The organism is Oceaniglobus trochenteri, from assembly GCF_020529025.1.
GTDB classification, from domain to species: domain Bacteria; phylum Pseudomonadota; class Alphaproteobacteria; order Rhodobacterales; family Rhodobacteraceae; genus Oceaniglobus; species Oceaniglobus trochenteri.
On the sequence record NZ_JACNMM010000013.1, the window covers coordinates 1 to 20644 of the forward strand.

Genomic DNA, 20644 nt, shown 5'->3' on the forward strand with positions numbered 1-20644 from the left:
GGCTTCCTGCAGGTCCCGGAGCTGCTTCTCGTATTGCTCGCGGATATCGAGCGGGTTGGCGCGCAGCGAGTTCTCCATGCCGCGCTTCGCTTCCTCGACCCAGCCCTCGATCTCGGAGGGCGTCAGGTCAAAGGACCGGCTCGCCTCCGACACGGTCGTCTTGCCTTGGATGATCTCGATGACGAGCGCCGTCTTACGCTTCGCCGTCCACCGTTTGATGCTGTCGTCCATCGTCATACTCATCGCTACGTTCTCCCTTGTAGCATGAGCAGGTTTTCACTGGGTCGATACATGCAAGTTCATCTACCAAATTCGCTATCTCAGGATTCTTGGGGCCGTACATTGGCCAATCATGCAGTTCATGGATGTCAGGGTGAGTAGGTGCTTTCACTGCTTCTATCCCTTAGAACAGCTTGGCCTGAACGATCTGCCGGTAAGTTTTCGTAATCTCGCACACCGATTTCTGATCTCTAAATTGAACCATTTAGAAAGATAAGTCTCACTATTGCAAACGATGACGCACAATTTCTGAGATATCCCTAAACCACCCAACTACCTCGCCCTCTGGATCAATTTCTTGCAGCATCGTGGAATCCATGGCCCTAGCAGCTTCAAGATTCAAACGCCGCTTAGCGCTTCCTTGCCCCATATCCAGAATGCCAGGCGTCTGCTTACTCGCATCGCTGACCAGTCTCGGGATATCATCGAAGTCAGAAACAGCGACATCCACCTGCAAGGCAGTCTGGATGGCAGTTCGGTGAATATAGTTTTCTGTTTCCCTCTTTCGCGTCAGTCTAGCGGTGTTTTCGTTGTCGCCGCCATTTACCTCGTCGACGTGGTCTTGATACTTCGGGTGATCATCAGGGCCACAATCTCGGTCAAAGATATGATATTCAACGCATCCGAGCGCTTGTAAATACTTCTTCGAAACCCAGTGCTTTAGGTCGGCTCCGCCCATAGGAACCACGGCGACATTCGGGGACGCCATCAAGTCTATGACATCAGCGTCCAAGTTGGAAACTGCTGGATATATGTTTTCAAAGAAGTTGACGTCATTCGGACCCTCAACCATCACCAATACAACGACTCTACTGTCAGGAAGAACGCCGAGCTCTGCGGCTATTCTATCTAAAAGAGGACCGGCATCCGCCCCGCCTTCATTTACCTCTTGGATGTCTGGGCAGGCACCGGCACCATCTTTTGTGACCAATTTTAACGACGCGGCGGGAAGATTTTGAGCTACCAGGGGCGAATGCGTGGTCAAAACTACCTGGGAGTTTCCAGCCATGGCCAAGCGTTTGAAGCTCTCTAAGAGAAGCCTCTGGTTTGCGGGGTGTTGGGAGCTTTCGGGCTCTTCAAATGCATATATGATACTTCGTCCATCCTCTGCGGCACGGCGCTCAGCCTCTGCGCGGAAGAAATTTAGTAGAACCAACCTTTTGGTCCCAGAACCTCGCTTGTTGAACGGAACATTACTGTCAGTTTTGAGTGTTGTCCGAAATCCATCCCACTTAGGGTGCCCGGAAACGTCTGGGGTCAGCCCAACTGCAAGGTCCGGCGCCATCTCCTGGAGCTTTTCCAAAGTCCGTGTCACCAGTGCAGTCGCCCTAGCTTCTACCTCTTGAACAATTCTCCCTATTTCCTCTTCCCTCTCGGCAATCGCTATTTTCGCTGCTGCAGCGAGCGGGTCACGAGCTTCGCTGTCCTGATCTGAGCTAGGCCGATCAACTTTGAAAAGGCAAAAATAGGGGATGTGTGATTTCAACTGATCCCAAATCTTTTTGGCGTCGTCTGTTGATATTGGAACCAATGCCGGTTGCATTGGTGCAGCGGCAAAATGGTCAAAGATTGCCCTCCGCCATGGAGGATTCTTGATGCGCTCCGCTGCGGGTATACTGTCTTCTAATCCGAGGTCGCGGCCGAGCTGTCTAAGCTGAGCTTGTTTCAGCAGTATCGGGTGATCAATCCCCTCAGCTTCGGGTGATTTTGTATCGATAAAAATCTCAGCAGTTTTTCCAGGGGTGTACACCTTGACCATGCGTAAAACAGGTTCGGCGCCTTCAATCTCCAATAAAAGGCGCTCGTCCTCGAGCGTTGTCTCGGAGGTCGCGTCTAAGGTGATCAAATCTGGGAAGTCTCGAAACTCAGCGGTAAGAGTGGCCTTCTCAAACCCGTCCAGAACACAAAGATCATCCTTGTGAAGCTTCTCAGAGCTAAAAAACAGCTCCAGCGCGTCCATCAGCGATGATTTCCCTGCATCATTTCGCCCCACAAAAGTGGTCAAATCTTCGAACTTTACTCGCCTCAGTTCTCGATAACCTCGGAAACCGGTGATTTCAAACGCCACTAACTTCATAATATCTCACTAAACTGGCCCTGGGTGCTGTGCAGGATGGACGGCTTACCCAACCAGTCAAGGCCAAAGTGAGGCGAACTCCTTGCCAGGGATTGCGTGCCGCTAACATCTCCTACGATGGGCCGGACGAGAATTATCAAGCTGGTGTGTCCTCGCTGTCCTGCGGGAAAAATTTTTCTGCTTGGTCTTCAATGCTCCCTGCCGCCTGGGCGACAACCGTTGTTACTGCGCAGGGGCATGGCATCTACTCGGTCGGCTCACGGCAGAACAGTAGCGAAAAAATCGTTGGCGACTCTGTACTTCCGTGCTAGTCGGTAGGCTCTCTTAGCTGGGTTCTAGCAAGCGAGAACTCTACGCCGGGTGTTTAGCCAGGCTGAATTGAATTGGACGCTTTCGGGCGCCGGCTTCGGCCTTCGAAGTCGAGCCCGGCTGCGCTCGGTCTCGACTTCGAAGGCCGAAGCCGGCCGCTTAAGTAAGGGAATGGAACTTGACGCACCCGATTATTGCAAAGGAACATGCTTCCTTGCGGAGTCGGGTGCTCAAGCTTCTAAAGGAAGGGTATCTTTACCCTGGCCGAAGCAATATTATATTTGTCTGCGGCGGCAATAATGCCGATCATATGCGGCCTCGGTTTACGGATTATTGCGTCAAGAATGAATCGGAATATTTACTTTTTCAGCCAGAGTACGCAATTGATTTTGCTCACTCACTCAGCGATGAACCATTCAACCTGAGTTCTTTTGAAAAAGTTATTGGGCAGCTATCTCTGGCGATTGTGATCTTCCCAGAAGCTCCAGGATCTTTCGCGGAGGCTGGCTTTTTCTCAGCATTTGAGGATCTTGCAGTAAAGAGCTTGCTTATACTGGATCAGGATCGCCTAGATCAAGATTCTTTTTTATCCATTGGTCCTGGCAAGCTTATCGGCGATAAAACTCGATACCATCCCCAGATTCAAATGAAGTATTCGTCGCCGGATTTCGCTCTGATCTTGAAGAGGATAACGGAGCGGGATAAAGTGTCGAGGAGGAAGAAGTTCCCCGACACGACATGGTCGAAGACTAGCTACTTTGATAAGTTTTCAATCGTTTACTGCATTTACAACATGCTTGAAGTGTCGACCATCGAGGATGTCTTTTATATTTGCAAAGGCCTGTTTTCTGGAAGATCGGACATCTCGCAAATACGAGAAATATCGTCCATCTTGCTCGGTGCTGGCCTCATTTTCTCGCACGGTGATGCGGGAGAGTTCTCCGCGACCGGGATTGATCGCATTAATTGCGCAACTCGAGATGGGTACAATGAGGAAAGAAACTCCATAAAAGTCGAAGTTCTTAGCCTTCTCACGGAGTCGGGCACGGTAACACTCGGAGACCCAAGCAATGTTGCGTGAAGTCTTGGCGGAAAAATCTGGAATATCTCCGAAGCGTTTGCAGTTTATACAAGAGAACGCCTCGAGGATGTATAAAGTCTACCCTATATCAAAGAGGGATGGGACTGACAGAATAATTTCGCAACCTACTCCCGAACTAAAAGCTCTTCAGAGATGGCTTTCCCGCGGAATCTTCCAGCGGTTACCCGTAAGTTCTTGCGCGATGGCGTACAAGAAGGGAGCGTCAATTCGGGAGAATGCGAAGGCGCACGTCAAAACGTCTTTTACCCTTCACTTGGATTTCGAGGACTTTTTCCCCTCATTCTCAACCGATCATATAATTCGATATCTTTCGGAGAATACCAAACTGAACTCGGACGATATTCAATTCTGTTCGGATGTGGTTTGCCGGCATGGACGACTTACGATTGGCGCCCCTTCTTCACCTGCTGTCACTAATGCCTTGATGCATTCATTCGATCTACAGGTTGATAGTTGGTGCAGTGGGAGGGGGCTTGTCTACACAAGGTATGCAGATGACATTAATATCTCATCTGCCGGCTCAGGGTCTTTGGGCGATGTGGAAGGATTTATATCTGCAACTGCCAAGGACTTTAAATATGCAAGCCTTACTATCAATGGAAAGAAAACGGCCTATTTGTCAAAAAAATACCGACGGTCGATTACAGGTATAAATGTCACTCCCGAGGGTTGCATATCCATCGGTCGAGCCAGAAAGCGCGAGATAAAGTCACTTGTTCATAGCTTCAAGCTGGGCAGCTTGGAGCCCGAACTGCTTTGGAAGCTAGGAGGCCTCATAGCTTTCGCGCACGATGTAGAGCCAGATTTCGTTGTTTCTCTAAAAAAGAAATATGGCTCGGCCACCGTGGAGGCCATCCTTCATCAGAAGACGCCGCGGGGTTTGCGGGGGCCGAAAGAATGAAGTTGAGTGAGCATCTTGCAAGTCGGCTAATTCGAACGGGTTGCCGGGGGGGGTAAAAATTGCGGCAGAGATGGTGGCCGTTAGAGTTTCTTTTCTCGACTCTTCAAGCGTTCCGCTCGTTCTATTCGGCGCTGCATGGTTGCTCCTGTACCGCTCCCTTGGCGCGTGCTCTGGGTTGCAGTTTGAGTATCTTTTTCGCTGAGCGTGGGCCTATCAACTGATTTCCTTTGGTGCGTTGCACTGGTGGCTGCGGAGCTCTGCCTCTGTGCGCTGCGCTGTGGCAAGGCCCGCTGAATGTTGCCAGTCACCGTAGATGCGGCCCAACCTGCTTGCAGGTTTCCGGATAGCATCGGTACGATAAACGGAATGGCGACAACCATAGCGAGAGATAGGATCACGACACCAAGGAACGGAACCATCTTGCCAGCCTTGTCGGCAGTGTCTACCGCCCCAAGATCACTGACCAAAAGTGTAACCAAGCCGAAGACCATCGAAAATACCCCGGCGATGACGACCGGGTAGAGGGCGAAGCTTGCCAGCGAGGATACCCAGCGGTGGAAGTAGTCCTTGGTCACGTCGAACATCGAACAAAGGATCATTATCGGCGCCAGGTCGAATCCATTCCCCAGCACTACTAGCTCAGACATTTCCATACCACCTTTCATACCACGCACCGAACAGAACCGAGCGCAATCGAAGTGAAACGAACGCAATCAACGAACGAGAATAAGCGCATAAGTCCATAGACTTATACGCTATCAAGCGCCCCAGAGCCATTCAATGAAAATGGTAGGTGGCGGAGACGAAGGGATTCGAACCCTCGAGACGGTTTCCCGCCTACTCCCTTAGCAGGGGAGCGCCTTCGACCACTCGGCCACGTCTCCGTCGACCCGTTTAGAGGGGAGGGGGAGGAGAGACAAGAGGAAAAACCGCCCGTTTTGTCCTTTGCGTCGGAGACCGGATCATTGGGCCGGTTCATCGTGATGGGCGTTGTGATGCCGGATGGACGGCGGTTGTGGATCGAGGTTGCCTTGGGGCGGCAATGCGGCCGCGGACGGCGCGCGCCGCACGTGTTGCGCATGCACGCCTTGGCGCGACCGGCAAGGAGCGGGCGTTTCGCGATGCCCGGGGTGAAAGGGCGTGTTTTGATCTCGTGCAACGCGCCGGCGACCGCCTGATACCTGACTTGATCGGAGACTGGCGGGCGGCCGGCACGGGTTCTGTCGTCGGACGGGATCGCCGATCAGGGCGTGCCGAGAGGACAAAATATCCGCCCTCGTACTGGCCGGGGCGGTGCGGGCCATGGTTGTCGCACGACAGGCGGGCGGGCAGGGTAGGGGCGCCGATCCTGACCGCGGGCCGCGTGGTTTCCGTAGGGGCAGGCCGGCATTCGGTTGCATTTGAGGGTCAACCTAGTAAGTTATCGCGAAAGCAACAGTCGAAGGGTGGCGTCATCTTTTTGTTCCGTACGATCAAAACACCGGTTCATTGTGGTCCTGCGAAGGGCAACCCGACGTTCTCCACCCGACCCGTGCTTTCCCGCTAGATCCCGAAAACCGGGATCGCGCCGAACCGATCCGAAGAACAGGAGTATACGACATGAAACGCTATATCGTGAGCGCGGCACTTGCTGCCGTCATCGCCCCCGGAGCCGCCCTGGCTGCGGATGACTGTGGTGAAATCACCATTGCCGAAATGAACTGGGCCTCGGCCGGGGTGGTTGTGGCCGTCTCGAACTTCCTGCTTGAGCAGGGCTATGGCTGCGACGTGACGATCGTTCCGTCCGACACGACGCCCGCCGTCACCTCGCTGTCCGAGAACAACGAACCCGATATCGTGCCCGAGATGTGGCCGAACTCGGCGGGCGACGCCTACAAGAAGATCAAGGCCGACGGCAAGATCGTCGAACTGACCAGCGTTCTTGATCCCGGCGGTGTCGAGGGTTGGTGGATTCCGACCTACCTTGCCGAAGAGCACCCCGAGTTGAAGACCATCGAGGGCGTGATGGCCAACCCCGAGCTGGTGGGCGGCATGTTCAACAACTGTCCCGATGGCTGGGGCTGCCGCATCGTCAACGACAACCTGATCCGCGCGATGGATCTGGAAGGGGCCGGCATCGAGGTGTTCAACCACGGTTCGGGCGAAACGCTGGCCACCTCCATGGCTTCGGCCGTCGAGAGCAAGGAACCCTGGTTCGGCTACTACTGGGGCCCGACGACCCCCCTGGGCAAGTTCGACATGACGAAGGTGAGCCTGGGTGAAGAGGATGAGGCGGCGCAGAAGGCCAACCAGAACGCCGATTCGCCCGATGCCGCCGTGACCGAATTTGCCACGGCCCCCGTTCTGACCGTCGTGACCAAGGATTTCCAGGAGGCCCATCCCGAGGTCGCCGATCTGATGTCGAACATCCAGTTCAAGACCGACGAGATGAGCGGGCTTCTGGCCTGGATGGACGAGAACAACGCCAGCAGCGAAGAGGCGGCCGTCTACTTCCTCCAGAACAACAAGGACGTCTGGAAGGAATGGCTGAACGATGACGCGCGCGAGAACCTCTCGGCGCTGTTGAAGTAAGACCAAGGGGGCAGAGCCGCGCCGGCTCTGCCCCGCCTCACCATGAAAACAAGAAACAAGAAGAGACATGGCATGAAAAAGACTGCTTTCGCGGCCCTGATCGGCGCCGCTCTTCCCACGGCATCGCTTGCTGATTGCGGCGACGTTTCCATCACCGAGATGACCTTTGCCTCGGCGATCATCACCACCGAAATTTCGACCTTCCTGATGGAGCAGGGGTATGGCTGCAACGTCACCCGTGTGCCCTCGGACACCATTCCGGCGCTGACGTCGCTGTCGGAGAACAACGAACCCGACATCGTGACCGAACTCTGGATCAACTCTGCCGGCAGCGGCTATGACAAGCTGAAGGACGAGGGCGTGATCGAGGACATGGCCGAGGTTCTTGATCCCGGCGGAGTCGAGGCATGGTGGATTCCGACCTACCTTGCCGAGGAACACCCCGAACTGAAGACCATCCAGGGCATCGTGGAAAACCCCGACCTGGTGGGCAACCGGTTCAACAACTGCCCCGATGGCGGCTGGGTCTGCGGCATCATCAACCGCAACATCGCCCGTTCCTACGGGCTTGAGGAGGCGGGGATCGAGATCTTCGATCACGGTTCGGGCGAAACCCTGGCTGCATCGCTGGCCTCGGCCTATGAGGCGCGCGAACCCTGGTTCGGCTATTACTGGGAACCGACGGCGATCATGGGCCGCTTCGACATGACCATGGTCGATATCGGCCCGGTCGACCTGGAGGCGCACGAGGCCAACCTTGACCCCGACGTGGTCGACCCCAAGCCAAGCGCCTATCCCCCGAGCCTGGTCTACACGGTGGCCACCACGGCCTTTACCGAACGCGAACCCGAAGTGGCCGAGCTGATCCGCAACATCAGCTTTCCCACCGACGAGATGAGCGCACTTCTGGCCTGGAAGGGCGAAAACAACGCCACGACCGAGGAAGCGGCGGTATATTTCCTTCAGAACAACAAGGACGTCTGGTCGAACTGGATCAGCGACGAGGCGCGCGAGCGTCTTGCCAACATTCTGAAGTAGAAGAGATGAAAATCAAGCAACGGCGCGGTGCGGAAGAATGCGCCGTGCCGTTGCGTTTTTAGTGCTGGAGATTTGACAGAGGGGCCATCAAGCGCCCCGAAAGAGGGACGGATGGCAACCTACGATTTCATATTCGACAACCTTGGCCTGCGCGATTGGTGCGGCGACGGTGGCGCTGATGGCGGACCGATGTCCATGGCCGACCTGATGAACCAGACAAGCGGCGAAGAGGCGACGGTTTCGGCCTGGGATACGCCCTTCCCGTCGCTGGACAACCTGCACGACGCCTGCGAGGCGATCCCGCAGTCGCGCGATCTGACCAGCGGGCTGGAGCGTGGATTTCTCGACATCAAGGACAGTCTGAAGGTGGTGGTCGATCCGCTGACCCAGCCGCTGAGCTGGGCGCTGAACGAAATGCTATGGCTGATGCAGTCGATCCCCTGGTGGATCATGATTCCGCTGCTGATGCTGATTTCCTACGCCGTGGGCCGGTCGCTGAAGCTGGTGGCGCTGGTCGCCATCTGTTTCGGATTTCTCGCCTTTGTCGATTACTATGACTACACCATGCAGACGCTGGCGATCATATTCGTCTGCGCCTTCATATGCGTTCTGTTCGGGGTGCCCATCGGCATCGCCATGTCGCGCAGCGACCGCACGCAGCGGGTGATGATCCCGATCCTCGACATGCTGCAGACCCTGCCGCCCTTCGTCTACCTGATCCCGCTGATCTTCCTGTTCTCGGTGACCGAGCCGAAACTCTACGGCATCGCGATCATTCTTTATGCCATCGTGCCGGTGATCCGCCTGACCGACTTGGGCATCCGCCTTGTCGATCAGGACGTGATCGAGGCGGCCGATGCCTTCGGCATGACCGACCGGCAAAAGCTGTTCGGCGTTCAGATTCCGCTGGCCTTGCCCAACATCATGGCCGGTGTGAACCAGACCATCATGATGAGCCTTGCCATGGTCGTCATCGCGTCGCTGGTCTCGGCGCCGGGGCTGGGCGTGCTGGTGCTGCGCGGTATCCGCAGTCTTGAACTGGGTGTCGGTCTGCTTTCGGGGCTGGGGATCGTGCTCTTGGCGATCATCCTTGACCGGGTGACCAAGGCGGCGCTTGCCCGCATCAACGCCAGCCAGTCGAAATAAGGGGACGGACATGACAAACGACATCAAGATCTCGATCCGCAACCTTTACAAGATCTTCGGCGACGATCCTCAGAACGCGCTGGAACATGTCCGTCAGGGCATGGGCAAGACTGAGCTTCTGGCCCAGCACAACCACGTTCTGGGCCTGAACGACATCAACGTCGACATGCCCGCCGGCAAGACGACGGTGATCATGGGGCTTTCGGGGTCGGGCAAATCGACCCTGATCCGCCACCTGAACCGCCTGATCGACCCGACAGCGGGCGAGGTGCTGGTGGATGGCGACGATATCCTGTCCTACAACGCCAAGCAGCTGCGCGACCTGCGCCAGCACCGCATGTCGATGGTGTTTCAGAAGTTCGCGCTGTTTCCGCACCGCACCGTTCTGGAGAACACCGGCCTGGCCCCCTCGGTCGAGGGCAAGGGCAAGTCGAAGTACGCCGACGAGGCGCGCAAGTGGCTGGCCCGCGTCGGGCTCGAGGGGCAGGACGACCAGTATCCTCACCAGCTTTCGGGCGGGATGCAGCAGCGGGTGGGCATCGCCCGGGCGCTGACCAGCAACTCGGACATCATGCTGATGGACGAGGCGTTCTCGGCGCTTGATCCGCTGATCCGCACCGACATGCAGAACCTGCTGATCGAATTGCAGGCCGAGTTGCAGAAAACCGTCGTCTTCATCACCCACGATCTGGACGAGGCCCTGAAGCTGGCCGATCACCTTGTGATCCTGAAGGACGGTTTCATCGTCCAGCAGGGCGAGCCGCAGCACATTCTGCTGAACCCGGCCGACCCCTACATCGAAGACTTCGTGGCCGACATCAACCGCGCCCGTGTGCTTCGCGTGCGGTCGGTGATGCGCAAGACCACGGATGCGGCAGGCGATGTCAGCGGCGAGGTCGATCACGACGATACGCTGGAATCGGTGATCGAAGCGTCGGGCGGTGACACCACCAACCGGTACCGCGTGATGAAGAACGGCGAACAGGTGGGCATGCTGGAGATGCTGGACCTGGTGCGCGCCCTGGTGCCCCAGGGCGGCTCGGGCGATCCTGAATCGGCCCGGCGCACCGGCTGATCCGCTCGGCAGACAAGCAAGACGACGAAAGGCCCCGCATCGGAATGGATGCGGGGCCTCTTCGTTTCCGAGGCTGCGGGGCGCCCGGAACTATGTCTGACAAAGTTGTGGAATTATGTCTGACATAACGCTAGCCTGATCCCGGGAATCGCCGGAAAGAAGGGGCGCGGGGTGCCGGATCAGGCTGTGACGGAAAAGACCAGGGCGCGCGGCAAGGCCGGCAAGGGCACGCACCCCAAGGACGTGACCGAGGCGCTGATCGCCCTGATCGACACGCTTCAGATCGGCGTGGGGGAAAGGCTCCCGCCCGAAATCTCGCTTGCGCAACGTCTGAACGTCGGCCGCTCGACCGTGCGCGAGGCGCTGAAGGCCTGGCAGAACATGGGCATCGTCGTGCGCAACAAGGGGGCTGGGACCACGCTGATGGTCGATGTCTCGCACTCGATCCACGTTCCGCTGACGCTGAAGCTCGAGGCTGAAAGCCTGCTGCGAACCCAGGGCGTGCGGATGCCGCTTGAGATCGAGGCGGTGCGCCTTGCCGCCATCAACGCCAGCGACGAACAGCGCCGCCGCATCGTCGATCTGGGCGAGGCGGTGATTGCCACCTGCGCCGCCGGCGAAGACTGGCGCGATGCCGATGCCGCCTTTCATGGCGCGATCCACGATGCCTCGGGCAATCCGCTGTTCGGGCAGTTGATCGCGCAGATCCAGATGGCCTTCCGCCAGGTTTACGAGGCGCCTCTGGGCCAGCCGCAACTGGGCGAGCGCAGCATTCCCATGCACCGCGACCTGGCCCGCGCCATAGCCGAGCGTGACACGGAAACCGCCGTGCGCGTTACCCGCGACATCATGAACATCGTCGAGACCGAAATCAGGACCGTCATCCATGGCACGCAATGCTGACCCGTCACTTGAAACCCTGCTGAGCATGCCCTTCGGGGGCGATGCCGGATCGGTGATGCCGCCGATCTATCAAAGCTCGTTGTTTACCTTCGACAATTACCAGGCTTTCGAAGACCGCATGTCGGGCGCATCCGACACGGCGCTTTACACCCGGGTGCAGAACCCCACCGTTGCCGCGTTCGAAGGGATGATGGTCAAGGCCGAAAAGGGCGCGGCGGCGGTCGGCTTTGCCTCGGGGATGGCAGCAATCTCGTCTACCGTGCTGGCCTTCGTGAAGCCGGGCGACAGGGTGGCCTGCGTCGAGCACGTCTATCCCGACGCCTATCGCCTTTTCGAACGGATGCTGCGCCCTTTTGGAATCTCGGTCGAATACCATTCCATCGCGGCCTTCGAGCAAGATCCCGACCTGCTGAAGGGCGTGACGCTGGCCTATCTGGAAAGCCCGAATTCGGTGATGTTCCAGCCGATGAACCTGCCGGCGGTGGCCGAACATGCGCGCCGCCACGGCACGCTGACCGTGATCGACAATTCCTGGGCCTCGCCCGCGTTCCAGAACCCGCTGGCCCTGGGCATCGACATCGTTGTGCATTCGGCGTCGAAATACATCTCGGGCCATTCCGATACGGTGGCCGGTGTGGCGGTGTCCAGCGCCGAACATATCGCCCGCATCCGCGATCTGACGCTGCCCCTGCTGGGGGGCAAGCTGGCGCCGTTCGAGGCTTGGCTGCTGATCCGCGGCCTGCGCACCCTGGGCGCGCGGATGCGCCAGCACGAGGCGACGGCGAACACCTTTGTCGACCGGCTGTCCGCCTTGCCGCAGGTCTTGCGCGTCAATTCGCCCGGGCCGAACGCGGTGCCGGGGCTGACCGGGCGTTCAGGCCTGATGTCGATCGAGATGCGCGAAGATGTGGATGTGCGCGTTCTCAGCGATGCACTGACCCACTTTGCCCTCGGCGTCAGCTGGGGGGGCTTTGAAAGCCTGATCCTGCCGGCCCGCGTGGGGCTGGCCCAGGCGGGCGAACAGAATTCCATGCAACGTTTCGGCGTCCCCTCAAACCTCGTGCGCATCAGCCTGGGGTTGGAGAACGCAGAAGATCTCTGGGCCGATTTCGAACAGGCCCTGAGCAAAAGCGCCGCCTGAAAACGGGCGGCACATCAAAACCAACAGGAGGTTCCCTTGAAAAAACTGTTTTACGGAATGACGGCGGCGGCGGCCCTGATGTCGTCCACCGCATGGGCCGACACGCAGCTGAAACTGGTCGAGGTCATCACAAGCCCCGAGCGTACCGAAACCCTTCAGGCCATGGTCGATAAATTCGAGGCGCAGAACGAAGGCGTCACGGTCGAAATCGTATCGCTTCCCTGGGGGCAGGCCTTCGAGAAGTTCGCCACCATGGTCGCGGGCGGCGATGAGCCCGACGTGGTGGAAATGCCCGACCGCTGGCTGGCGCTTTATGCCGGTGCGGGCAAGCTGATGAACCTTGAGGACAAGATCAAGGAGTGGGAGCACGGCGCCACCCTGACCCAGAAGTCGCTGGACATGGGGCGCTATGCCGGTGGCACCGCCTATGAAATTCCCTACGGCTTCTACCTGCGGGCGATGTTCTACAACAAGAAGCTGCTGGCCGAGGCCGGTGTCGACGGCCCGCCCGCGACCATGGAAGAGTTCATGGAAGCCTCGCGCAAGGTGTCGGAACTGCCGGGCAAGTCGGGCTATTGCCTGCGCGGCGGTCCCGGTGGTCTGAACGGCTGGATCATGATGGCCGCCACGATGAACGGCACCAACGAATTCTTCACCGAGGATGGCCAAAGCCGCCTGAACGAACCCGGCTCGGTCGAGGGCATCCAGTTCCTGATCGACATGTATCAGAAGGGCTATGCCCCCAAGGATTCGGTCAACTGGGGCTTCAACGAAATCGTCGCCGGTTTCTATTCGGGCACCTGCGCCTTCCTGGATCAGGACCCCGACGCCCTGATCGCCGTGGCCGAGCGCATGCCGGCCGAGGATTTCGCCGTCGCACCCATGCCCGTCGGCCCGGCCGGCAAGGCCTTTCCGACCATCGGCTATGCCGGCTGGTCGGTGTTCGAATCCTCCGAGCACAAGGACGCGGCCTGGGATCTGACGGCCTTCCTGTCGTCGCCCGAAAACAACAAGACCTGGGCCAAGCGGGTGGGTGTTATCCCGATTCACGAAGGTGCCGACCAGGACCCCTATTTCCAGACCGAGCAGTTCAGCGGCTGGTTCGAGGAACTGAACGGCGATGCCTATGTGCCCACCATCATGCCCACCTATCTTGAGCAATTCGGCTATTTCGCCGACTCCATCGCGCTGGAATCCAGCCAGGAGGCGCTGTTGGGCGACCGCTCTGCGCAGGATGTGGCCGATGAATGGGCCGCCTTCCTGACCGAGGAATACGCAAACTGGAAAGCCGCGCAGTGACCCTGCGCGCGCAACACGCACCTCTGCCCGGCAAGAAGGGCCGGGCAGAGGGCACCTTCTATTGGCGCTATGTCATGGAGCCGTGGTTGTACCTCTCGCCCGCGATCATCCTGATCGGTCTGGTGATGCTGGTCCCGCTGGCCATCGGCATCAGCTATTCGTTTCAGTCGATCGAGCTGCTGCGCCCGATGAACACCGGCTGGGTCGGGTTCGAGAATTACGGCGACCTGGTCGAGGACCGCAAGTTCTGGAAATCCCTGCGCAATACCCTGTGGTGGACCTTCGGTTCGGTCGGCTTCCAGTTCGCGCTTGGGCTGGGGTTGGCGCTGCTGCTGAACACGCAGTTCTACGGCAAACGCCTGATCCAGCCGCTGGTCTTCCTGCCCTGGGCCGTTCCCACGTTCCTGTCGGCGCTGACTTGGGCCTGGCTGTTCAACCCGGTGATCGGGCCGCTGCCCCACTGGCTGGCCGCCCTCGGGGTGCTGTCGGAACCCTACAACATCCTGGGCGATCCCGACCTGGCGATGTGGGGGCCGATTGCCGCCAACGTCTGGTACGGCGTGCCGTTCTTTGCCATCACCCTGCTGGCCGCGCTGCAATCCATCCCGGGCGAGCTTTACGAGGCCGCCGAGATCGACGGCGCCACCGGATGGCAGTGTTTCACCAAGATCACCCTACCGTTCCTGGCACCGATGATCGCCATCACCGTGATGCTGCGCACCATCTGGATCGCCAATTTCGCCGACCTGATCTTTGTCATGACAGGGGGCGGACCGGCCAATTCGACGCAGATCCTGTCATCCTACATCTTCACCACGGCGTTCCGCAAACTCGACTTCGGCTATGCCTCGACCATCGCGGTGGCGCTGTTGTTCTTCCTGCTCATCTTTGCCGCGATCCTTCTGGCGATCCGGCGCAAACTGGTGCGGATCTGACATGGCTGTACTTCGCAAACCCTCACCTTTGCGCGTGGCCGGAAAGTATGGCGCGCTGGCCTTCTACGTCGCCTTCGCGCTGTTCCCGCTCTATTGGCTGCTGAAGATCGCGCTGACGCCCGATCAGCTGATCTACAGCGAGGGAACAAAGCTCTGGCCGGGGGCGGCCACCTTGGAAAACTTCCGCATCGTGCTGTTCCAGTCCGATTTCCTGGCCTATTTCCGCAACTCGGTCTTCGTGTCGCTGACCACTGCGGCGGCCACGACCCTGATTGCGGCGGGGGCGGGATATGCCTTTTCGCGCTTCCACTTCCGTGGCAAACGGGCCCTGGTGGCGGTGATGCTGGTGACGCAGATGTTTCCGCTGCTGATGATCATCGCCCCGATCTACAAGATCGTGGCGGCCATCGGGCTGCTGAATTCTCTGACCAGCCTCATCATCGTCTATACCGCCTTCAACATCCCCTTCGCCACCTTCCTGATGCAGTCCTTCTTCGACGGCATCCCGAAAGACCTGGAAGAGGCGGCGATGATGGATGGCTGCACCCGGTTCCAGGCACTGCGCAAGGTGATCGTGCCGCTGACCCTGCCGGGGCTGGGCGCGACGCTGGGCTTTGTCTTCACCGCAGCCTGGAGCGAGCTTTTGTTCGCGCTGATGCTGATCAATTCCAACGACACGATGACCTTCCCGGTGGGTCTGTTGACCTTCGTGTCGAAATTCTCGGTCGATTGGGGGCAGATGATGGCGGCGGGCGTTCTTGCGCTGGTGCCAAGCTGTCTCTTCTTCGTGTTCATCCAACGGTATCTCGTCCAGGGGCTGACCTCGGGCGCGGTCAAGGGATAGGGGGCCGCCATGGCGCGTATCGCTCTGAAAGACGTTTACAAGAAATACGGCGCGGTCGAGGTTCTGCGCGACATCGACCTCGACATTGCCGATGGCGAATTCATCGTGCTGGTGGGGCCTTCGGGCTGTGGGAAATCCACGCTTCTGCGGATGATCGCGGGGCTGGAGCCGATCACCGGCGGCGAATTCACCATCGACGGCGAAAGGATGAACGAAATCGCCCCGCGCGACCGCGACATCGCCATGGTGTTTCAATCCTACGCGCTTTACCCGCATATGGACGTGGGGCGGAACATGGGGTTCTCCATGGAGATCCGCCGCTCTCCGGCCGCCGATCGGACCGAGCGGGTGGCAGGCGCGGCCCGCACCCTGGGGCTGGATCGTCTGCTTGATCGCCTGCCCAAGGCCCTGTCGGGGGGCCAGCGCCAGAGGGTGGCCATGGGGCGCGCGATCATCCGCGATCCGCGCGCCTTCCTCTTTGACGAACCGCTGTCCAACCTCGATGCCGCGCTACGGGTCGAAATGCGGCTTGAGATCGCGCGACTGCACCAGAGGCTGGCCGCGACGATGATCTATGTCACCCACGACCAGGTCGAGGCGCTAACGCTGGCCGACCGGATCGTCGTGCTGGAGGGCGGGATCATCCAGCAGGTCGGCACCCCGCTTGACCTATACGAACGTCCGGCGAACCGCTTTGTCGCACAGTTCATCGGCTCGCCCACCATGAACATCCTGCCTGCCGAACGGTCGGACAATGGCATTGCCATCAGGGGCGGCCCGACGCTGGATCTGCCGGGCATCGGCGGCACGGGCGAAGTGGCCAACCTTGGGGTGCGGCCCGAACATATCGACATCACGGCGCCGGGGCAGGGTGATCTGACCGGCGTTGCCGACGTGGTCGAACACCTCGGGTCGGATACGAACATCTATGTCGATGTGCAGGGGGTTGGCCCGGTGATGGTGCGCGCCCGTGGCAACGTGCCGGTGAAACCCCGTGAATCCGTGGGTCTGCGGCTGTTGCGCGAACATGCCCATGTCTTTGCCAGCGATGGCGTGGCGCTGCGGGCCTAGGGGGCGACCGGCCCCTTCGGGCCGGTCAGATCGCGGCTCAGCGCACCTTGCCGCGCGCTTCGATCGGCATCGCCTCGGGCGCCTGACCGTCGCGCAGGAACCACACCTCGTCAAACAGGTTCGAGATGATGCAGACGTGGTTCGGGATGACGCGCACCAGTTCGCCCACCCGGGGCGTTTCGCTGTCCTGTCCCAGGTCGATCACGCCGTGTTCCTCGCTTAGCGAGGTGATGATGGCGTCGGGGTATTCCACGATATGGCCATGGCCCGGCGCGGCGCAGGTATCGGCGGCCAGCGCCTTTGACCCGGCGTCGATCACCGCGCGCCGCCCCGTCGGGCGGCTGACCACGGTGGCCAGAACCGAGAGCGCGCAATCCTCCAGCGTGCCATGGCCAAAGCCCACCTGCATCCGGTCGGAATAGATATAGGTGCCGGGGCGGTATTCGGTCACCGTGGGAGCGTGGGGCCCGGAATAGAGGCTGGGCGTGCCGCCGCTGGTGATGGTGGGCGGGGCAAGGCCCGCTTCGCCCAGGGCGCGGGCCAGTTCGGCCAGCAGGGCCTCGGGCGCGGCGGGGTCGCCCTTGGGCGGATAGGTCATGATGCCCGCGAAATAGAGCCCCGGCGCCGCGGCGATCTGGCGGGCCAGCGCGACTGCCTCATCCGGGGTCTGGACGCCGCACCGCTGGGCGCCGGTTTCGCATTCGACAAACACCCTCAGCGGATGGGCGGAGTCGGTGAAGGCCCCGGCATAGCCTTCGATGGTGGCGGCGCTGTCGGCCACCACGGCAAGGGTGATCCGGTCGTGCAGGGCGCGCAGGCGCGCCAGCTTGCGTTCGCCGATGATGTTGTAGGTGATCAGGATGTCGCGCAGCCCCGCATCGGCCATCACCTCGGCCTCGCCGATCTTCTGGCAGTTGATCCCGATGGCCCCCAGCTCCTCGGCCTTCTTTGCGAAATAAGGAAGCTTGTGCGTCTTGATATGGGGGCGCAGGGCGAAGCCGTGCTTGTCGGCATGGGCCTGGGCGCGGGCAAGGTTGGCTTCGGCCTTGGCCACGTCGACAAGAACGGCCGGGGTGTCGGGCAGGGGATGTTGCGTCATTCAGTCACCTATGGGGTTCGCCGGATCGGTAATCTCGGTGGTTACAAGGCTGCGCCGCACCCGGCGCAGGGATTCAAGGGCCGTGGGGCCGATGGCCTCGGCGGTGGCCATGGCCAGCACGTCGATGCAGGCCAACAAGGCATAGCGCGACGACGAGGGCTTATAAAGGTTGTTGTCCTCTTCGAAGACCAGCGGCAGGTGGTGATCGGCGGCCTTCGCGATGGGTGTGTCGGGCGGGGCGACGGCGATGGTGGTTGCGCCGTACTGTCGGCCGATGGCCACGGCATCCAGCACCGAACGCACCCGCCCCGACAGCGAAAAGGCGACGATCACGGTGCGGTGGTCGGCGAGAGAGGCGCTCATCCTTTGCAATTGCGGATCGACATAGGCATTGGCCTGGAGGTTCAGCCGGAACAGCCGGTTCTGCAGCTCGGTCGCCGCCATCGACGACGAACCGCCCGTCCCATAGCTCATCACCTGGCGCGAGTGGGCGAGCTTTTCGGCCAGGGGCGCGATGTCAAGTTCGGCCAGGGCGAGGCTGATCAGGTCAAGGGCCGCGTGGGCGCGCGCGCAGATCGTCGTCAGGGTGGTGGCGGCACCGGCTGGAGGGCTTTCGGCGGGGCGCAGGTAGGCGCCGGTGATGGCCAGCGCCTGGGCCAGATGCGCCTTCATCTCGCGGCTGGAGCTGAACCCCAGCGCCCGCGACAGGCGCGAGACCGTCGGTTCGCTGACGCCGGCCTTCGCGGCCAGTGCGCCAGCGGTGGCATGGGTGGCGAATTGCAGATCGCCCATGATGGCATCGATCAGGCGCACTTCGGCCGCGTTGCCGTGTTCGGCCCGTGCCTTCAGTCGCCCGATGATATCGATCCGGGCATCTGCCTGATCGGGAGTCATGACGAAAGGCGTCCGCCATCCTTCCGCTCGAACACATGCAGCGCCTCGGGGTCGACCGACAGGCGCAGGGTGTCGCCGGGTTTCACGCTCAGCCGTTCACGGAACACGCAGCGCACGGTCTGACCCTCGATCGTGCCGTAAACGTGGGTTTCGGCGCCGGTGGGTTCGATCACGTCGATGGACAGGGTCAGGGGGCCGTCCGGGTCGATGCGGTGGCGCTCGGGGCGGATACCTACCTTCACCGGTTCGCGCTGCACGTTGCGCAGACGCGGGCAGGGCAGGGCGGCGCCACTGGCAAAGGTAAGGGAAGGGCCGTCAGGATCGTACTCGGCATCGAGAAAATCCATCGCGGGCGAACCCAGGAAACCGGCCACGAACATGTTGGCCGGCCGGTCGTAAAGTTCCAGCGGCGCGCCTTCCTGTTCGATCTTGCCGCCGTTCATCACCACGATCCGGTCGGCCATTGTCATCGCTTCGATCTGGTCGTGGGTGACATAGACGGTGGTGGTGCGGAACTTCTGGTGCAGGGCCTTGATTTCGGTGCGCATTTCAAGCCGCAGCTTGGCATCGAGGTTCGACAGCGGTTCGTCGAACAGAAATACTTGCGGATCGCGCACGATGGACCGGCCCATGGCGACCCTCTGGCGCTGACCGCCCGAAAGCTGGCCCGGCAACCGGTCAAGATAGGCGCCCAGGTTCACCACATCGGCGGCGCGGTCCACCTTCTGTTGCGTGGCATCGGGGCTTTCGCCGCGAATGCGCGGGCCAAAGCCGATGTTCTTGCCCACGTTCATGTGCGGAAACAGGGCATAGGATTGAAACACCATGGCGATGTCGCGCTTTTGCGGCGGTATCGCATTGGCGCGTGTGCCGCCGATCAGAAGGTCACCGGCGGAAATGTCCTCAAGCCCCGCGATCATCCGCAAGAGCGTGGACTTGCCACAGCCCGATGGTCCCACCAGCACGACGAATTCACCATCCGCCACCGAAAGGGAAATGTCGTTCAGAACCTTGAGCGCGCCATAGCTCTTGGAGATCCGGGCAAGTTCAAGCTGAGCCATTCAGGCCTCCAGTATCTTTTTCAGGAAGGGAAGGTTGCCCGCCGAGATCCCGCCATCGACGTTCAGCGTGGTTCCGGTGATCCCCCCGGCCAGGGGCGAGGCCAGGAAGGCGACGGCATTGGCCACCTCTTGCGGTGTCACCATGCGCCCCAGCGGGTAAAGTTCGCGGACCGATTCCAGCACGCGGGGGTTGTTTTCAATCCGGTGGGTCCAGGCGTTGGTGTGAACCGACCCCGGAATCACGGCGTTTGCGCGAATGCCGTGAATGCCTTCTTCCACCGCGATGGCGCGCATCCAGGCGTTGAGCCCGGCCTTGGCGGCCGAATAGGCCGGGTTGCCGTAATGGGCCAGCGCATTGACCGACGAGACGAAGACGAAGGCGCCGCCCGTCTTGCGCAGCGACGGCAGGAACAGGCGGCTGAGCGTTGCGGCGCCCGTCAGGTTCTGTGCCAGTTCGGTATCGAAGGCGGCATCGTCCACGTCGGCCATGGTTTCGGCCCTGGTGATGCCTGCGTTGCTGATGATCGCGGCGGGGGGCGGGCCATCGCGCAGGATGGCGCTGATCGCCTCGCCCATGGCGGCGCGGTCGGTCAGGTCGAAGACGCTGGGCCGGACATCCGGCAGGCTGGCCAACCCTTCGGCGTCGCGGTCACAGGCGACGATATCGGCGCCCAGCTCTTGAAATCGGGCGACAAGGGCCCGCCCGATGCCGCCAGCGGCGCCCGTTATAACGATAGTCTGCCCTGAAAAATCCAACATGCCCCGTCTTTCCGCAAGTCCCGCAACCCGTGGTCGCCGTTATCGGGAAGGTTGACAGCGCATATGAAAGTTGTCAACATTTCTGACCAGAGGCCGCTTAAAACTTGCCATACCTGAAATTTTCTTTCTTCAAGGTGCAG

The 20644-nt window shown here is 60.1% G+C and carries 19 protein-coding genes and 1 tRNA gene; 12 read left to right on the plus strand and 8 right to left on the minus strand.

Annotation, left to right across the window (positions count from 1 at the left end; genetic code table 11):
* Both H7828_RS18950 and H7828_RS18955 read right to left on the minus strand, forming a co-directional pair.
* Positions 1-231 (minus strand): DUF1153 domain-containing protein (locus H7828_RS18950; protein ID WP_226782640.1); only part of this gene is annotated, 231 nt, incomplete at its 3' end.
* A gap of 271 nt (positions 232-502) precedes the next feature.
* Positions 503-2356: an ATP-binding protein gene (locus tag H7828_RS18955; protein ID WP_226782641.1), complete on the minus strand. Its 1854-nt coding sequence runs from the start codon at positions 2354-2356 to the stop codon at positions 503-505.
* Between the two features lie 487 nt (positions 2357-2843).
* Between H7828_RS18955 and H7828_RS18960 the strand changes: the two genes are divergently transcribed.
* Positions 2844-3746 carry a retron St85 family effector protein gene (locus H7828_RS18960; protein WP_226782642.1) on the plus strand — a complete coding sequence of 301 codons (903 nt, stop codon included), beginning with the start codon at positions 2844-2846 and terminating at the stop codon, positions 3744-3746.
* Positions 3736-4668 carry a retron St85 family RNA-directed DNA polymerase gene (locus H7828_RS18965; protein WP_226782643.1) on the plus strand — a complete coding sequence of 311 codons (933 nt, stop codon included), beginning with the start codon at positions 3736-3738 and terminating at the stop codon, positions 4666-4668. The genes H7828_RS18960 and H7828_RS18965 overlap by 11 nt, the downstream gene beginning before the upstream one ends.
* Positions 4669-4748: 80 nt before the next feature.
* Here the strand turns inward: H7828_RS18965 and H7828_RS18970 are convergent, their stop codons facing one another.
* The gene (locus tag H7828_RS18970) at positions 4749-5315 is read right to left on the minus strand and encodes a type IV secretion system protein (RefSeq protein WP_226782644.1); all 567 of its coding nucleotides are present in this window, start codon (positions 5313-5315) and stop codon (positions 4749-4751) included.
* Between the two features lie 147 nt (positions 5316-5462).
* A tRNA-Ser gene (locus H7828_RS18975) sits at positions 5463-5552 on the minus strand.
* 715 nt (positions 5553-6267) lie between these two features.
* On the opposite strand from H7828_RS18975, the gene H7828_RS18980 reads away from it, so the two are divergent.
* From H7828_RS18980 to H7828_RS19025, 10 genes are all read left to right on the plus strand, one after another.
* Positions 6268-7239, plus strand: a complete 972-nt coding sequence (locus tag H7828_RS18980; RefSeq protein ID WP_226782645.1) for an ABC transporter substrate-binding protein — start codon at positions 6268-6270, stop codon at positions 7237-7239.
* 72 nt (positions 7240-7311) lie between these two features.
* Positions 7312-8277: an ABC transporter substrate-binding protein gene (locus H7828_RS18985; RefSeq protein WP_226782646.1), complete on the plus strand. Its 966-nt coding sequence runs from the start codon at positions 7312-7314 to the stop codon at positions 8275-8277.
* 111 nt (positions 8278-8388) lie between these two features.
* On the plus strand, positions 8389-9423 hold the full coding sequence (locus H7828_RS18990) for an ABC transporter permease (RefSeq protein WP_226782647.1): 1035 nt from the start codon (positions 8389-8391) through the stop codon (positions 9421-9423).
* A gap of 10 nt (positions 9424-9433) precedes the next feature.
* Positions 9434-10498, plus strand: coding sequence for a quaternary amine ABC transporter ATP-binding protein (locus H7828_RS18995; RefSeq protein ID WP_226782648.1), 1065 nt, complete (start codon positions 9434-9436; stop codon positions 10496-10498).
* A gap of 171 nt (positions 10499-10669) precedes the next feature.
* Positions 10670-11401: a FadR/GntR family transcriptional regulator gene (locus H7828_RS19000; protein WP_226782649.1), complete on the plus strand. Its 732-nt coding sequence runs from the start codon at positions 10670-10672 to the stop codon at positions 11399-11401.
* On the plus strand, positions 11385-12542 hold the full coding sequence (locus tag H7828_RS19005; RefSeq protein ID WP_226782650.1) for an aminotransferase class I/II-fold pyridoxal phosphate-dependent enzyme: 1158 nt from the start codon (positions 11385-11387) through the stop codon (positions 12540-12542). Before H7828_RS19000 ends, H7828_RS19005 begins: the two co-directional genes overlap by 17 nt.
* A 36-nt stretch (positions 12543-12578) precedes the next feature.
* On the plus strand, positions 12579-13841 hold the full coding sequence (locus tag H7828_RS19010) for an ABC transporter substrate-binding protein (protein WP_226782651.1): 1263 nt from the start codon (positions 12579-12581) through the stop codon (positions 13839-13841).
* Positions 13838-14776, plus strand: coding sequence for a carbohydrate ABC transporter permease (locus H7828_RS19015; RefSeq protein ID WP_226782652.1), 939 nt, complete (start codon positions 13838-13840; stop codon positions 14774-14776). The genes H7828_RS19010 and H7828_RS19015 overlap by 4 nt, the downstream gene beginning before the upstream one ends.
* Before the next feature lies 1 nt (position 14777).
* Entirely contained in the window at positions 14778-15620 is an 843-nt protein-coding gene (locus H7828_RS19020; protein WP_226782653.1) for a carbohydrate ABC transporter permease, read from the plus strand.
* A 9-nt stretch (positions 15621-15629) separates the two neighbouring features.
* Positions 15630-16691: an ABC transporter ATP-binding protein gene (locus H7828_RS19025; RefSeq protein WP_226782654.1), complete on the plus strand. Its 1062-nt coding sequence runs from the start codon at positions 15630-15632 to the stop codon at positions 16689-16691.
* A 37-nt stretch (positions 16692-16728) separates the two neighbouring features.
* Here H7828_RS19025 and H7828_RS19030 read toward each other — a convergent pair whose 3' ends face one another.
* The 4 genes from H7828_RS19030 to H7828_RS19045 are packed head-to-tail and all read right to left on the minus strand — an operon-like array spanning position 16729 to position 20504.
* On the minus strand, positions 16729-17790 hold the full coding sequence (locus H7828_RS19030) for a D-TA family PLP-dependent enzyme (protein ID WP_226782655.1): 1062 nt from the start codon (positions 17788-17790) through the stop codon (positions 16729-16731).
* Positions 17791-18684 (minus strand): MurR/RpiR family transcriptional regulator, encoded by an 894-nt coding sequence (locus H7828_RS19035; RefSeq protein ID WP_226782656.1) that lies wholly within the window; start codon positions 18682-18684, stop codon positions 17791-17793. It lies immediately after the preceding gene.
* Positions 18681-19745 carry an ABC transporter ATP-binding protein gene (locus tag H7828_RS19040; protein WP_226782657.1) on the minus strand — a complete coding sequence of 355 codons (1065 nt, stop codon included), beginning with the start codon at positions 19743-19745 and terminating at the stop codon, positions 18681-18683. Before H7828_RS19040 ends, H7828_RS19035 begins: the two co-directional genes overlap by 4 nt.
* The gene (locus H7828_RS19045; RefSeq protein ID WP_226782658.1) at positions 19746-20504 is read right to left on the minus strand and encodes an SDR family oxidoreductase; all 759 of its coding nucleotides are present in this window, start codon (positions 20502-20504) and stop codon (positions 19746-19748) included.
* Between the last annotated feature and the right edge of the window lie 140 nt (positions 20505-20644).